Origin of the sequence: Streptomyces sp. NPDC048560, from assembly GCF_040650955.1 — a bacterium.
GTDB lineage: Bacteria > Actinomycetota > Actinomycetes > Streptomycetales > Streptomycetaceae > Streptomyces.
Genome location: NZ_JBEZIJ010000014.1, coordinates 178930 through 192033, shown reverse-complemented (window position 1 = coordinate 192033; position 13104 = coordinate 178930). Strand labels below are relative to the sequence as shown.

Here is a 13104-nt window from a genome sequence, read left to right as displayed (position 1 = left end):
TGGAGCCTGCCGCAGGAAGCCCGGAGGGACCTCCGCCAACTGCCGACCGAAGGGCGAAGGCGTCCACCACGTGATGCTCCGCATCGCCCATCTGCACAACCTTGCATGCAGCGCGTGACCGCACTCAACCCACGCTTGTGCCCGTTTCAAGATTCGATGGGCAGGAGCTGGACCAGGCCGACCCAGGTCTCCTCGTTCGCCTTGGTGTGGGTGGCACGGACCTTCCAGCGGCCGGCGGGCAGTGGGACCGACGCCTGGTCGGGTATCCCGCCGCCGGGATACTCGATGTCCAGATCGGCGCCTGCTTCGGCGGAGTCCATCAGCTTGGCTGGACCGTCCGACATCCACGTGCCGCACTCCTCCCACTGAGTGGCGGCATCTGCGAGGACAGCCTTGGCCGCAGCCTTCAGTTCGGCTTCGGAGTCGGCGGCAAGCCACCGCAGGAAGGCTCGGTGCTCGGGCAGAAAACAGCTGGTGGCGGGCTCGTCCGCCAGCACCAGTGCCTGCGCACCGCTGACTCCGACGGCGATCACACCGGCCAGATCATCCACCGTGCAGGCCCGGTCGTAGTCGTCTGGAGCGGTGGCGTCCCCCGCCAGGACCCCGCTCTCCGTACTTCCACGCCATGCAGCCAACGCAGAGTCGGGGACGACGATCAAAGGCCCGCCCATCGACTCGACCCAAACGGGAGAGTTGCGGGACGCATCGACTGCGGTAGACGGAGAGATGCTCATGCCGTCAGTGTGCCCGCGCCCACTGACAACGCCCTGCGGCGGCTTATTGCCGCCCATGACAGGAACGGGCACCGGGCATACATACGGCGAACGCAGCCACGGGGCAGTCCCTAGGCCATGGTCAGGAGGTGATCCGTCGGGCCGTAGTCGATCTTCCAGTCGGCGTAGACCCCCACGGCGCCGTCCTGCCGGCACCTCAGCCCCACGGTCACCCAGCGGACCGACCCGTCGCCGCCGAGCGAGTACGCGACTGCCGTCTCGAACTCGTCGCTCCCGCACGGGCAGCCGGCCTCGCCAGGATCCGCGTCGTCCCAGAACTCCTCGCTGTCCGCGATGAACGCGCGGCCGGCACAACCGGTGCACACCCGCTCGGCTCCACCCTCGACATCGTCAACGAGTACAGAGAAGACGTGTCCGTCGCAACTCCCGCAGACAGAAGGAACGATCTTCACCGGACGGCTGTCGTCAGCGTTCCGGAGAAGCGCCGCGAGGTCCGTGGATACGCCCTCACCAACCTGATCATCAGCGTGCACGGGCACATCGTTTCAGATGCCCCGACCTGGTACTCGTCCACCTTGACCAACGACAGTTGGGGTACGCCCCGGGCCCGGAACGACCCTTCAGACCACGCGAGGCTTGAGGCGTCTCGTGTGTCCAACGCGATGAGTGCGTCGCAGTCGGCTTCTTGTGACGCCTGTCCTGACCGGCGTACGGGCCTGGACGCATGACATCACCGCCTCTCCTATGCCCGGACGGTCGCCAGGAGCCAGGTCAACGGGAGGGTGAGGATGCCGAGGGCGATCGCGCCGAGCAGGGAAGCGAGCCAGACGAAGACGTAGTTGTCGCCGTCACGCAGACGTCCTTCGCGGGCGGAGGTGAGGAGCCAGTGCCCGGGCAGGCCGAGGGTGACGACCGTCCAGCCGGCGAGGGTGACATGCTCGGCGGCGGCGAGCGGCGAGGGCTCGAAGACCGCGTCGCCGACGAGCCGGACGTCGCGCCGGGTGCCCGACCGGAGGTCGCCGGAGGCGGAGCGGAGGTGTATCGGCCGCGCCGCCGTCGCCCCGGCTGACGAGGACGCGGAGGATGGTGTGTACGTGCCGCGGCAGTGGATGTCAGTGGTGTCCAGTCCGTCGAAGCAGTCGGTGACCACGAAGGTTCCTGTCGGACCTGCGACGCCTGTCAGCGCGCCCAGCCGGGCGCCGAACAGCAGCCAGATTACGGCCGATCCCCCCACGAGCCACAGTACGGCGAGCCCACCGGCCGCCCGCCAGACCCATGTCCGTTCCGTCCGTCCCATGCGATGCCCCCCGGCCATCCGTCCGAGGACGCCTTACCCGGCGGCGGCGCCGCGGAACCGCACGGGCTTTCGGTCGGGTCCCCGCACCGATGGGGCCCAACACCGGTCGGACAGCGCCGCGTAGGCCGGGCCGTACTGAACTGCTTGCAGACAAGGCTGCCGAAGCGGCCAGTTGTCGTACGTCGGCCTTCAGGTCAGGCGGTCACCTTCGCGATGAACGCGGCCAGGTTCGCCACCGTCCGCTGGATCTTCTCCTCCAGGGTGAGGGACTCATGCAGGCGCGCGCCGATGCCCGCGTCCCGCTTCCCGCGTACGTAGAGGGAGCAGGCCAGGTCGCTGCACATGTAGATGCCGACGGAGTTGCCCTGCTGTCCGGCCTTTCCGGATCTCGGCGCGACCATCAGTGAGACGCCGCCGGTGTGGGTGGTGACGCAGACCAGACACATGCTGCGGCGCGTCTGCCAGGAGCCGCTGCTGGAAGACCGCAGTTGTACGCCGACAGGGCGGCCGTCGAGCTCGGTGACGAGGTACGCCCTGTCGGGTGCCTGGGGGTCTCGCCAGCCCAGGAAGTCCAGGTCCTCCCAGGGCTGCTCGGCCAGGTCCCGGGGAATGTTCAGGCGCTTCGCCTCGCCCTTGGTGCAGTTCACAAACGCGTTTCGTATCTCGTGCTCGGTCAGCGGGTTCATACGCACCACGCTAAGTTGCCTAATTGGATTAGGCAACTTCATAATGAGTAGTGGCAGGATCGTAGGGGAATTAGGAGGGCGCATGGCAGCTCGGGCAGGACTCACCACGGAACGACTGGTACGGGCAGGGGCGGAACTCGCCGACGAGATCGGCTTCGAGCAGACGACCCCCGCAGCACTCGCCCGCCGGGTCGGAGTCAAGACGGCGAGCCTGTACTCGCACGTGAAGAGCGCCCACGACCTCAAGACCAGGATCGCCCTGCTCGCCCTGGAGGAACTCGCCGACCAGGTCTCGACGGCCGTGGCCGGACGGGCCGGCAAAGACGCACTCACCGCCTTCGCCAACGTCTACCGCGACTACGCCCTCAAGCACCCGGGCCGCTTCGCGGCAGCCGGGTTCCGGCTCGACCCGGAGACGGCGGCCGCCAGCGCCGGCGTACGGCACGCCCAGATGACGCGGGCCATCCTGCGCGGCTACAACCTGGCCGAACCGCACCAGACCCATGCGGTCCGTCTGCTGGGCAGCGTCTTCAGCGGTTACGTCGGCCTGGAGTCCGCCGGTGGGTTCAGTCACAGCGCCCCCGACCCGCAGGAAAGCTGGACCGCGATTCTCGACGCCCTCGATGTCCTGCTGCGCACCTGGCCCACCACCTCCTGACCGGCCACGTCCAGGCTCACCCCCACTCCGGGGCGTGCCCGGACCGGCCCTCCCGATCGAAGAGAACGACGAGATGAACACCGAGCCCGAGTACCGCTGGACCACCACTCCCCTCACGGCGGCGCTCCTGAGAGGCGCACTCGACCTGGAGCACACCGAGCGCGGCGTACTGCCCCACCGCCTGCCCGCGCCCGCCCGGCAGCAGATCCCCGACGGACAGCTGGCCAAGGCGGAGTCGCAGCCCTCGGGAGTGCGGCTGGCCTTCCGTAGCCGCGCCACCGCCGTCGAGCTGGACGTCGTGGCCACCAAACGGGTCTACGCCGGAGTGCCGCCACGTCCCGACGGGGTGTACGAGCTCCTCGTCGACGGACGACTCGTGGGCAGCGGCGGAACCACCGACGGCGACACCCTCACCATCGACCTGGTCACCGGGGCCTCGCACACCAGGCCCGGTCCGACGGAGACCCTGCGCTTCACCGGCCTGCCGGACCACGACAAGGACATCGAGATCTGGCTGCCGCACGACGAGACCACCCAGCTGGCCGCGCTTCGCACCGACGCCCCCGTCCGGACACCCCCCAGCGACCGCAAGGTCTGGCTGCACCACGGCAGTTCGATCAGCCAAGGCTCCAACGCCAGCACGCCGACCGGGATCTGGCCCGCCCGAGCCGCCGCGCTGGGAAACGTGGAGCTGGTCAACATGGGCTTCGGCGGCAGCGCCCTGCTCGACCCGTTCACCGCTCGCGCCATGCGCGACACCCCCGCCGACCTCGTCAGCATCAAGATCGGCATCAACATCGTCAACGCCGACCTGATGCGGCTACGAGCGTTCGGCCCGGCCGTCCACGGATTCCTCGACACGGTCCGCGACGGCCACCCCACCGCGCCGCTGATGGTCGTCTCGCCGATCCACTGCCCCATTCACGAGTACACGCCCGGACCCGCAGCACTGGACGTCGAGGCGATGAGCGGGGGGCAGCTACGGTTCGTGGCCACCGGCGACCCTTCGCAGACCGCCGCCGGGAAGCTCACCCTGACTGTGATCCGGCGCGAGCTCGCCCGCATCGTCCAGCAGCGTGCGGCCACCGACCCGAACCTGCACTACCTCGACGGACTCGACCTCTACGGCGAGGACGACCACACCGAGCTGCCGCTGCCCGACAACCTGCATCCGGACCCGGCCACCCACCGACGCATCGGCGAGCGCTTCGCCCACCTGGCCTTCGGCGGTCCATTCGGCGGGGCGAACCGACCTCCTGGCTGACGGTCGGGCGGGCAGGCGGTAGCGCCGCCGCCCGCCGCCCCTCACTCGGCAGTCCGGCCCCCGAGAGGCGGCGGCCAGGCTGCGCCGGAGAGGAGGGCATGGTCGCATCGGGAGATGGAGCTATCACACAGCGAGATGACGGCGGACCTGCGGCGCGCGGCCCGACTGGCCGTCGTCAAGCACGCCACCGATCCGGCCGACCTCGCGCAGCTCCTGGACATACTCGACCTGTGCAGCGAGACGGACCGCCCCCGTGCCGACCGATCCGGTGCCGACCGGCTCCGTGCCGACCGTTCCGGTTCTGACCGGTCCCGTGCCGACCAGGACACGGCGGGCCCCGCCTGATCGGTCCAGGGCCGCCGCGAGCGCGCCGTGCGGGCGACGCGGTCGTACGTGCGACGCCGTACGGGCTGCGGAAGTCCCCGCTCAGGGAGTCGGGGAGCGGGAGAGCCGGAGCAGGATCTCGCGCGAGCAGAACCGGCCGGCCCCCAGGCGCCGCGAGCACCGGAATCCGGCCGCATCGCGACAGCGGTGACCGGGCGGGGTGGAATGCGGCCCTGCGTCCCCGCTCGCTTCTAGGCTCGGCGCGTGACGGAGAACGAGATCAAGCTCAAGGCCATCGCCGCGCTGACGGCTCTGCGGGGCGACGTCGACGAGGGCCTCGTATCGGATCTGCTCGGCGAGGTGACTCCCGGGCAGTTCGCCGTGCCCGTGGGGGCGAGCGCGGAAGAGGTCGGCCTGGCGGTGCTCGCCCAGCTTTCCGAGCCCCTGAGCGCGCTGGTCAACGGCTTCATCATCGCTTTCGAGACGCTTGCCGAAGCCTACGATCGGACGGTCGGCGAGCCAGGCACCGAACTGATCCTCCAGGAGCTGGCGCGTCGCCTCGCGCGTGACAACTTCGAGTGAGGCAGTGAGAGCAGTGAGGGCGAGCGAGCTACCGCAGCACCTGTGAGGGCCCTCAGCATCCGTGTCGGCTGCATGGCCACGCCTACGTGGCCCGGAACCCGTCTCTGTTCGACCGCCGTCGCGAGTCCCCCGCCGGTCCGCTCCCGCACGCCCCACGGGACCGGGATGTGCCGGTGCGCCCGCTGGTAAACTGGGGGGTCACGCTTCGAAACCGTTGGGGCCCGTACCGAGGGGTACGGGCCCCGGCGCGTTCCGGGCGCCGAAACCGAGGAAGGTTCCCCATGAACGCGAAGCCGCCGGCCCCGGAGGGCGAACTCACGACGCCGCAGACGGTGGCCCCCGGCCTGCCGCCTGTCGAGTCCTTCGACGCACTCGGGCTGCCGCCCGAACTGACCAGGACGATGACCGGCCTCGGCGTGACGGAGCCTTTCCCGATCCAGGCGGCCACCCTGCCCAACGCGCTGGCCGGCCGTGACGTCCTCGGCCGTGCGCGGACCGGCTCGGGCAAGACGCTCGCGTTCGGGCTCGCGCTGCTGGCCCGGACGGCCGGAAGGCGAGCGGAGTCCAAGCGGCCCCTCGCCCTGGTCCTGGTGCCGACGCGGGAGCTCGCGCAGCAGGTGAGCGACGCGCTCGCGCCGTACGCGCAGGTGCTGAACGTGCGACTGGCCACGGTGGTCGGCGGGCTGGCGATCAACCGGCAGATGGCGATGCTGCGGACCGGCGCCGAAGTGGTCGTCGCGACCCCGGGGCGGCTGACCGACCTCGTATCGCGTAGGGCCTGTGATCTGCAGCAGGTGCGGATCACGGTGCTGGACGAGGCGGACCAGATGTGCGACCTCGGGTTCCTGCCGCAGGTGTCGGAGATCCTGGACCAGGTCCGTCCCGACGGGCAGCGGCTGCTCTTCTCGGCCACCCTCGACCGCAACGTCGACCAGCTGGTGCGGAACTACCTCCACGAGCCGGTCCTGGCCTCGCTCGACCGTGTGGCGGGCTCCGTCGCCACGATGGAACACCATGTGCTGAACGTCCACCCCGCCGACAAGTACGCGACCGCGACCGAGATCGCCGCGCGCGACGGCCGGGTCCTGATGTTCCTGGACACCAAGGCCGGCGTGGACCAGTTCACCCGTCACCTGCGGGCCAGCGGTGTGAGGGCCGCCGCCCTGCACAGCGGGAAGTCGCAGCCGCAGCGCACGCACACGCTCGCCCAGTTCAAGGACGGCGAGATCACCGTGCTGGTGGCCACCAACGTCGCGGCGCGCGGCATCCACATCGACGCGCTGGACCTCGTCGTCAACGTGGACCCGCCGGCCGACGCGAAGGACTACCTGCACAGGGGCGGGCGTACGGCTCGCGCCGGGGAGTCCGGGAACGTGGTCACGCTGGTCACCCCGAACCAGCGGAAGGACGTGAACCGGATCATGACCGACGCCCGGATCCGGCCGACGGTGACGCAGGTGCGCTCCGGCGAGGAGAAGCTGACCGCCATCACCGGTGCGAAGCGCCCGCCGGTCGAGGGGAAGGGCAGCGGGAACGTGCCGTTCCGCGGCATGGGTACGCGGCCGGGCCGCCCGAAGGAGACCCGCAGGACGGCCGATGCCCGCAAGGCGGCGGAAGCACGCGCGGCGGCCCGGGTGCGCAGGGGCCGCTGAGGGTGCTGATCCGGCCGGAGCACGTCGCCTGTCCGGCTCTGGTGTCGGCGGTCCACGCGAGCGAGCGGTGACGCGCGCAGGGGGGTGGGGAACACGGATCGCCGGGGAGGCCTCCGGCCCCTTCCGCAGAGCGTACGGGTGTCACGACGTGATCCGGATCACGTCGTGTCACAGAGGACGATGTCGTGGTGTCTTGAGGGCGAACCCCTGAAGCCGCATTCCTCGAACGAAGGAGACACCATGACTGAGCGCACCGATGTGGTCGTTATCGGCGGAGGATACGCCGGGGTCATGGCAGCCAACCGTCTGACGCTGAGCGACGACGTGACCGTGACCCTGATCAACTCGCGGCGGACGTTCGTCGAGCGCATCCGCCTGCACCAGCTGGTGACGGGGTCCGACGACGCGGTGGTCGACTACCGCGAGGTTCTGGCGGAGGGCGTACAGCTGGTCGTCGGGTCCGTGGAACGGATCGACGCGGCCGGGCGCGGCGTCACGCTCGCCTCGGGCGACACGGTCGGTTACGACTACCTGATCTACGCGGTGGGCAGCGGCGGCGCCGAGCCGAGCGTGCCCGGCGCGGCCGAGTTCGCCCACCAGGTGGCCACCCTGGAGCAGGCGGAGCGGCTGCGGGCGGTCCTCGGCACCTCGCCCGCGACGGCTCCGACGACAGTGGTCGGAGCCGGTCCGACCGGCATCGAGACCGCCGCGGAACTGGCGGAGGCAGGCCGTGCCGTGACCCTCGTCTGTGGCGGGGTGCTCGGCCCGTATCTGCACCCGCGTGGGCGGCGCTCGGTCGCCAGGCGGCTCGCCGCCCTCGGTGTGACCGTGCTCGACGGGCCCGGCACCAAGGTGACGGCGGTGACCGCCGACACCGTGCGGCTCGACGACGGGCGCGAACTGCCCAGTCGGGTGACCGTCTGGACCGCCGGATTCGGTGTGCCCGAGCTGGCCGCCCGCAGCGGGCTCAGCACCGACGCCGCGGGCCGGCTGCTCACCGACGAGACGCTGACGAGCGTGGACGACGTACGCATCGTCGCGGCCGGCGACTCGGCGGCGCCGTCGGGTCTGCCGTTGCGGATGAGCTGCCAGGCCGCGATGCCGCTGGGCGCGCGGGCCGCCGACACCGTGCTCAGCCGGATCGCGGGGGAGCAGCCCTCGACTCTCAACCAGGCGTTCGCCGGGCAGTGCATCAGCCTGGGCCGAGGCGCCGGCATCTTCCAGTTCGCCCGCCGGTACGACGTCGCCGTGTGGTTCCACATCGGTGGCCGCCCGGGCGCGAGGATCAAGGAGTTCGTGTGCAAGGGCGTCGTCGGTCATCTGGCGGGCGAGGCACGCAAGCCCGGCTCGTACGGCCTGCACCGCGTCTCAGGAGGTGCCAAGCGGCGACAGCTGCTGCAGGCGCAGCGCGGCGGGACGCCGGCCACCGCTGAGACGGCGGCGTAAGCCGGGGTCGGACGGCGGCAACGCAAGGGAGGATTCTGTCGTGTTCGCAGACGCAGCACGTGTGACGGCCGTCGGCCAACAGGGCCGGCCGCGAGGGGGAGGGCTCCAGACATGAGCGACCACACCGCTGATCCGGCGACCGAGGCTTTCGTCGCTCACCGGAACCTGCTCTTCACCGTCGCCTACGAGATGCTCGGATCGGCGGCCGACGCCGAGGACGTCCTCCAGGAAACGTGGCTGCGGTGGGTCAAGGCCGACCTGGCCGAGGTGCGCGACCACCGTGCGTACCTGGTCAGGATCACGACCCGGCAGTCGCTCAACCGGCTGCGCGCCATGAAGCGCCGCAAGGAGGCGTACGTCGGCGCCTGGCTGCCCGAGCCGCTGCTCACCGCGCCGGACGTGGCACAGGACGTCGAGCTCGCCGAGAGCGTGTCGATGGCGCTCATGCTCGTCCTCGAAACGCTGTCGCCGACCGAGCGCGCGGTCTTCGTGCTGCGCGAGGTCTTCGACGTCGGGTACGACGAGATCGCCGCCGCGGTCGACAAGAGCCCCGCTGCCGTGCGCCAGATCGCACACAGGGCGCGACGGCACGTGGACGCCCGCCGTCCTCGCGAGGTGGTCTCCGCGAGCGAGACACGGGCGGCCCTCGAGTCCTTCCAGCGCGCGCTCGAAACCGGCAACATCCAGGGACTCCTCGATGTGCTGGCCCCGGAGGTCGTCCTGGTGAGTGACGGCGGCGGCATCAAGCAGGCCGCTCCGAGGCCGGTCACCGGCGCCGACAAGGTGGCCCGGTTCATGGCCGGTGGTCTCGGCAAGGTCGGGGCGTTCGGCCAGGGCGACAGCCCGGTCACCGTCGTTCCCACCGTGGTCAACGGCAGCCCGGCACTTCTCGTGCACATGCACGGCGAGATCGACGGCGTCATGGCGGTCCGTGTCCAGGACGCCCGTATCACCGGCCTCTACTACGTCCGCAACCCGGAGAAGCTGTCCCGCGTCGCATCCGAGACCCGGCTCACCCTGCGATGACGTCCGGCTCGCCGGGCATCATGGAGTGATCCGACAGGGCGTCGCTGAACGATGGGGGGATGCGTGGGGAGGCCGACAGGTGGACAGCTCCCGACGGTTGCGTTTGAGGAGCACGTGCGGGCCCGCCCCGACCTGTACTTCGGGGTCGGGCGGGACAGCCCCGAGCTTCCCACCGAGGTGCTTCAGCGGGTGGTCAGGGACGCGCTGCACCACGGCGACGGCACGCATGGACGGATCAGCGTCGAGATCGGCTCCGACCTCTGCTTCACCGTGGAGGACGACCGGCGCCGCAGCGTGGACGAACAGGGCAGGCCGCTTCCCGGGTTCTACGACTCCCTCCTCGACAGGGAGCGGTGTGTTCCCGCGGCGGCCGCCGCGCTGAGCGTCGTCACGGTGGTGGAGGTCCGGCTGGACGGCCTGGGCTACCGCCAGGAGCTCGCCGGGACGAAGCCGACGGGTGACTGGGAGGAGTTTCCGGCACACGAGCCGGACGGAACCCGGGTCACGTTCTGGCTGGACCCCTCCTACTGCGGCGACGGCGAAGCCATCGCCTGGGCCCTGCGCCCCGAGGAACTGCACGAGGACACGTGCGAGGCACGTCCCTCGTTCACGGCATTCCCGATCCACGATCGCCGCCCCGGAGACGGAGACGGAGACGGAGCGGCGAACGCCCACTCCGGTGCAGGGCTAGGCGCCCCTGCGGCGGGACCAGCGGGCGAACGGGCCTCGTTGCTTGTGCGGCCGCGGGGCGAACGCCGTGGGGGCGATACCCAGCGCGCCGAGCCGTGACATGAGCTGTGCCTCCTGTTCGGCGGTGACAGCGACGTACAGGGACGTGCCCGTGTCGGCGGCGCTGAAGACGACCTGGTCCAGTCGCCACGCCTCCGCACCGATCGTGAAGGGGGCCAGAGTTAGCAACACGTCGAACTGTGCGTCGTCGCGGACCGCGATGGTGACCCCCATCCCGGCGTCGCCCTTGACCGACCGGCCCTCCGAGGACAGCTGGCTCGTACCCAGCGACAACGCGTACGCGTGAGCGGGCATGACGTCCAGCGGCCACGCGCTGTCGCTGTACGCGTCGACGTATGCGGTGTCGATGCTGTCCCGCAGGACATGCAGGGCCTCGCGGTGTGCGCCGACCACGTCCGCGGGCTCCAGGTCGTCCCGGAGGAACAGTTCCCGACGTGGTTCGTCCGCTCCGCTGATCATGGTGCCCAGCCTGTCATGCGGGGCCGCGGTCCAGAGGCAGCGGGTGCGAGCGAGCGCGGGCCAGGCCCTGACCGTGCCCCGCGCCCTCACCGTGGCCCGCCCCGACCGGGCCCCCGCGCAACCCCACCTGTGCACGGCCGGCTCACCCGGTGCCGGCTCCGACCGGGCCTCTGGGCTGGTTGATCTGGGCCGTCAGCAGGTGGGAGTCGAGCAGGGACACGTCTGCCGTGCGGTCGGCCCGCGCGTAGCCGGCCAGCATACGTTTGGTCAGGACGAGTGCCTCGGGGGAGCGTCGGACGAGGGGCCGCGTCCAGGCGAGGACGACGTCGTCCAGCTGGTCGAGAGGAGTGGTCCTGTGGAGGAGACCGAGCCGGTGGGCGGCGGCCGCGTCGAACACGTCGCAGGTGAGCATGAGTTCCCGGATGCGTGCGGCGCCGGCCTCCGAGACCAGGCGGCCCATCGCTCCTCCCCAGGCGGGCGGGAGTCCGATGCCGAGCTCCGGCATACGGAAGCGGCAGGTGTCGGCGCCCGCGCGCAGGTCACAGAACGAGGCGAGGGCGAGCCCCGCGCCGATCACCCGGCCGTGGAGCCGGGCAATGGTGACGGCGTGGGTGTTCTCCAGCGCCTGGCACAGGCGGTGGGCCTTGTCCGCGATGCGCCGCAGTCCGGCCCCGGTCGGGTCCGCGACGAGCGCTGCCTGGTACTCGGCGCGGTCGGCGCCCAGACAGAAGTCCGGGCCCATGGAGGACAGGACCAGGATGCGGATGTCCGGGCGTTCGTGGAGGTCGTCGAGCAGCAGCAGGAGATCGTCGAGGACGGCGACACCCAGTGTGTCGTCCTGGTCCCACGGGTTGAGGCGGACGTGGAGGACGGGGCCGTCCTGCTCGACCCTTATGGACTTGCCGGAAGGGCTCGTGAGGGCACGGGTGCTTTCGGTCATGCGACAGCGACATCCAGATTCAGAAGGCGCCGGAACGCGACCCGGGGAGCCATCGTCGGGCGGCGTACGAGAGTGAGGCGGGGGAGGTGCCGGATGAGCCCGCGGAGCAGTATCTGTGCCTCCATGCGGGCCAGCGGCGCGCCGAGGCAGTAGTGGATGCCGCCGCTGAAGGCCAGGTGGGCAGGCTTGCGATGCGGGTCGAACCGGTGAGGGTCGACGTGCTTGGCCGGGTCCCGGTGGGCCGCGCCCACCATGAGGTGGACCATCTCGTCCTTGCGTACGTCCAGTCCGCCCAGGACACAGTCCTCGCCGGCGATCCTGCTGATGACGTGGGTGGGCGGGTCGTAGCGCAACGTTTCTTCCACGAACGCGGGCACCAGGTCGGGGTGATCGGCGACCATGTCCCAGCGCTCCGGGCTTTCGACGAGCAGGAGTGTCATCGTCGTGAGGAGAGTCGACGTGGTCTCCAGAGCGGCCAGCAGGACGAACAGGACCAGGAAGTAGACGGCCTCGTCCGCCTTGTCACGGTCGGCCTCCATGGAGTCCCACGTCTCGATCCAGCGGGACACGGGGTCAGCACCCGGGTGGGCGCGCCGATCGCTCACCAGGGCCATGAAGTAGGCGCGAAGTTCGGCCGTGGCCGCGTCCGATCCGGCCAGCTGGCTCGCCGAGGGCAGCAGTTCCTGTGTGAAGACCTGATCGTGGGTCAGCTGCCGCAGGCGGGGCCAGTCGGCCGAAGGTATCCCGAGCCATTCCCCGATGGTGGCGACCGGCAGTTCGTCGCCCACCACGGTCACGAAGTCGGTCTCCCCCTCACGCACCTGCTCTGCCAGGGATTCCAGAAGCCGATCGGTCGTCCGGGTCACGGTCCGGCCGATCTGTTCCACTGCGGCCCGGTCGAACGTGCCGGCGGCCCGGCGCACCCGCGTGTGGTCCGGGGGATTGAGCGCGGCCAGCGTGTTGCTCATCTCCCGGGAGGAGGAGGCGTTCCAGCGTGTGCCGGATCCCTGCCGCTCGCGCCACTGTTTGTCCGGTTCGAGCCAGTCACGGCTGCGCAGCACCTGATCGCAGAGGGCGAAGCTCGTCACGACGGAACCTCCCCAGGGCGCGAGGCTGACATCGCCCCTCGACAGCAACTCGTCGTAGATCGGGAAGGGGTCGGCCTGCCCCTTCGCCGTCCGAAGACGGGAGAAGAGGGAGGCGGACGCCCTACGGTCGTACGACGGAGTCGTGATAACTCCCATATGGCGGCTCCTTTCTAGAACCAGCCGCCATGCATACCCACA

The 13104-nt window shown here is 70.5% G+C and carries 15 protein-coding genes; 8 read left to right on the top strand and 7 right to left on the bottom strand.

Annotated elements, in window-relative coordinates; all coding sequences use genetic code 11:
* Positions 1–146 precede the first annotated feature (146 nt).
* The 4 genes from AB0C82_RS32135 to AB0C82_RS32120 all read right to left on the bottom strand — a co-directional run bounded on the left by AB0C82_RS32135 (position 147) and on the right by AB0C82_RS32120 (position 2717).
* Positions 147–734: an Imm21 family immunity protein gene (locus AB0C82_RS32135; protein ID WP_362849047.1), complete on the bottom strand. Its 588-nt coding sequence runs from the start codon at positions 732–734 to the stop codon at positions 147–149.
* Between the two features lie 110 nt (positions 735–844).
* Positions 845–1267, bottom strand: coding sequence for a hypothetical protein (locus AB0C82_RS32130; protein ID WP_362849045.1), 423 nt, complete (start codon positions 1265–1267; stop codon positions 845–847).
* 209 nt (positions 1268–1476) lie between these two features.
* Positions 1477–2031, bottom strand: a complete 555-nt coding sequence (locus AB0C82_RS32125) for a hypothetical protein (RefSeq protein ID WP_362849043.1) — start codon at positions 2029–2031, stop codon at positions 1477–1479.
* Between the two features lie 194 nt (positions 2032–2225).
* Positions 2226–2717 carry an FBP domain-containing protein gene (locus AB0C82_RS32120; RefSeq protein WP_362849040.1) on the bottom strand — a complete coding sequence of 164 codons (492 nt, stop codon included), beginning with the start codon at positions 2715–2717 and terminating at the stop codon, positions 2226–2228.
* An 82-nt stretch (positions 2718–2799) separates the two neighbouring features.
* Between AB0C82_RS32120 and AB0C82_RS32115 the strand changes: the two genes are divergently transcribed.
* The 8 genes from AB0C82_RS32115 (at position 2800) to AB0C82_RS32080 (ending at position 10458) form a co-directional block, all read left to right on the top strand.
* Positions 2800–3375, top strand: a complete 576-nt coding sequence (locus AB0C82_RS32115; protein WP_362849037.1) for a WHG domain-containing protein — start codon at positions 2800–2802, stop codon at positions 3373–3375.
* A gap of 73 nt (positions 3376–3448) precedes the next feature.
* Positions 3449–4639: a GDSL-type esterase/lipase family protein gene (locus AB0C82_RS32110; protein WP_362849252.1), complete on the top strand. Its 1191-nt coding sequence runs from the start codon at positions 3449–3451 to the stop codon at positions 4637–4639.
* 114 nt (positions 4640–4753) lie between these two features.
* Positions 4754–4984: a hypothetical protein gene (locus AB0C82_RS32105; protein ID WP_362849034.1), complete on the top strand. Its 231-nt coding sequence runs from the start codon at positions 4754–4756 to the stop codon at positions 4982–4984.
* A 243-nt stretch (positions 4985–5227) separates the two neighbouring features.
* Entirely contained in the window at positions 5228–5545 is a 318-nt protein-coding gene (locus AB0C82_RS32100) for a hypothetical protein (RefSeq protein ID WP_362849032.1), read from the top strand.
* Between the two features lie 281 nt (positions 5546–5826).
* Positions 5827–7197 carry a DEAD/DEAH box helicase gene (locus AB0C82_RS32095; protein WP_362849029.1) on the top strand — a complete coding sequence of 457 codons (1371 nt, stop codon included), beginning with the start codon at positions 5827–5829 and terminating at the stop codon, positions 7195–7197.
* Positions 7198–7437: 240 nt separating this feature from the next.
* Positions 7438–8643, top strand: coding sequence for an FAD-dependent oxidoreductase (locus tag AB0C82_RS32090; RefSeq protein ID WP_362849027.1), 1206 nt, complete (start codon positions 7438–7440; stop codon positions 8641–8643).
* Between the two features lie 111 nt (positions 8644–8754).
* The gene (locus tag AB0C82_RS32085; protein ID WP_362849024.1) at positions 8755–9669 is read left to right on the top strand and encodes an RNA polymerase sigma-70 factor; all 915 of its coding nucleotides are present in this window, start codon (positions 8755–8757) and stop codon (positions 9667–9669) included.
* 114 nt (positions 9670–9783) lie between these two features.
* A complete protein-coding gene (locus AB0C82_RS32080; RefSeq protein WP_362849021.1) occupies positions 9784–10458 on the top strand; it encodes a hypothetical protein in 675 nt (224 codons plus the stop codon).
* On the opposite strand, the gene AB0C82_RS32075 is transcribed toward AB0C82_RS32080, so the two are convergent.
* The 3 genes from AB0C82_RS32075 to AB0C82_RS32065 all read right to left on the bottom strand — a co-directional run bounded on the left by AB0C82_RS32075 (position 10357) and on the right by AB0C82_RS32065 (position 13062).
* Positions 10357–10878, bottom strand: coding sequence for a hypothetical protein (locus AB0C82_RS32075; protein ID WP_362849018.1), 522 nt, complete (start codon positions 10876–10878; stop codon positions 10357–10359). The genes AB0C82_RS32080 and AB0C82_RS32075 overlap by 102 nt on opposite strands.
* A 142-nt stretch (positions 10879–11020) precedes the next feature.
* Positions 11021–11818: an enoyl-CoA hydratase/isomerase family protein gene (locus tag AB0C82_RS32070; RefSeq protein ID WP_362849016.1), complete on the bottom strand. Its 798-nt coding sequence runs from the start codon at positions 11816–11818 to the stop codon at positions 11021–11023.
* A complete protein-coding gene (locus tag AB0C82_RS32065; RefSeq protein WP_362849013.1) occupies positions 11815–13062 on the bottom strand; it encodes a cytochrome P450 in 1248 nt (415 codons plus the stop codon). The genes AB0C82_RS32070 and AB0C82_RS32065 overlap by 4 nt, the downstream gene beginning before the upstream one ends.
* Positions 13063–13104: the final 42 nt, after the last annotated feature.

Bases quoted from the DNA above. Each gene is read 5' to 3' on its own strand.
- AB0C82_RS32090 (WP_362849027.1), top strand. From the start codon at position 7,438: ATGACTGAGCGCACCGATGTGGTCGTTATCGGCGGAGGATACGCCGGG.
- AB0C82_RS32095 (WP_362849029.1), top strand. From the start codon at position 5,827: ATGAACGCGAAGCCGCCGGCCCCGGAGGGCGAACTCACGACGCCGCAG.
- AB0C82_RS32110 (WP_362849252.1), top strand. From the start codon at position 3,449: ATGAACACCGAGCCCGAGTACCGCTGGACCACCACTCCCCTCACGGCG.
- AB0C82_RS32135 (WP_362849047.1), bottom strand. From the start codon at position 734: ATGAGCATCTCTCCGTCTACCGCAGTCGATGCGTCCCGCAACTCTCCC.
- AB0C82_RS32065 (WP_362849013.1), bottom strand. From the start codon at position 13,062: ATGGGAGTTATCACGACTCCGTCGTACGACCGTAGGGCGTCCGCCTCC.
- AB0C82_RS32125 (WP_362849043.1), bottom strand. From the start codon at position 2,031: ATGGGACGGACGGAACGGACATGGGTCTGGCGGGCGGCCGGTGGGCTC.
- AB0C82_RS32105 (WP_362849034.1), top strand. From the start codon at position 4,754: ATGGAGCTATCACACAGCGAGATGACGGCGGACCTGCGGCGCGCGGCC.
- AB0C82_RS32120 (WP_362849040.1), bottom strand. From the start codon at position 2,717: ATGAACCCGCTGACCGAGCACGAGATACGAAACGCGTTTGTGAACTGC.
- AB0C82_RS32115 (WP_362849037.1), top strand. From the start codon at position 2,800: ATGGCAGCTCGGGCAGGACTCACCACGGAACGACTGGTACGGGCAGGG.
- AB0C82_RS32075 (WP_362849018.1), bottom strand. From the start codon at position 10,878: ATGATCAGCGGAGCGGACGAACCACGTCGGGAACTGTTCCTCCGGGAC.
- AB0C82_RS32085 (WP_362849024.1), top strand. From the start codon at position 8,755: ATGAGCGACCACACCGCTGATCCGGCGACCGAGGCTTTCGTCGCTCAC.
- AB0C82_RS32070 (WP_362849016.1), bottom strand. From the start codon at position 11,818: ATGACCGAAAGCACCCGTGCCCTCACGAGCCCTTCCGGCAAGTCCATA.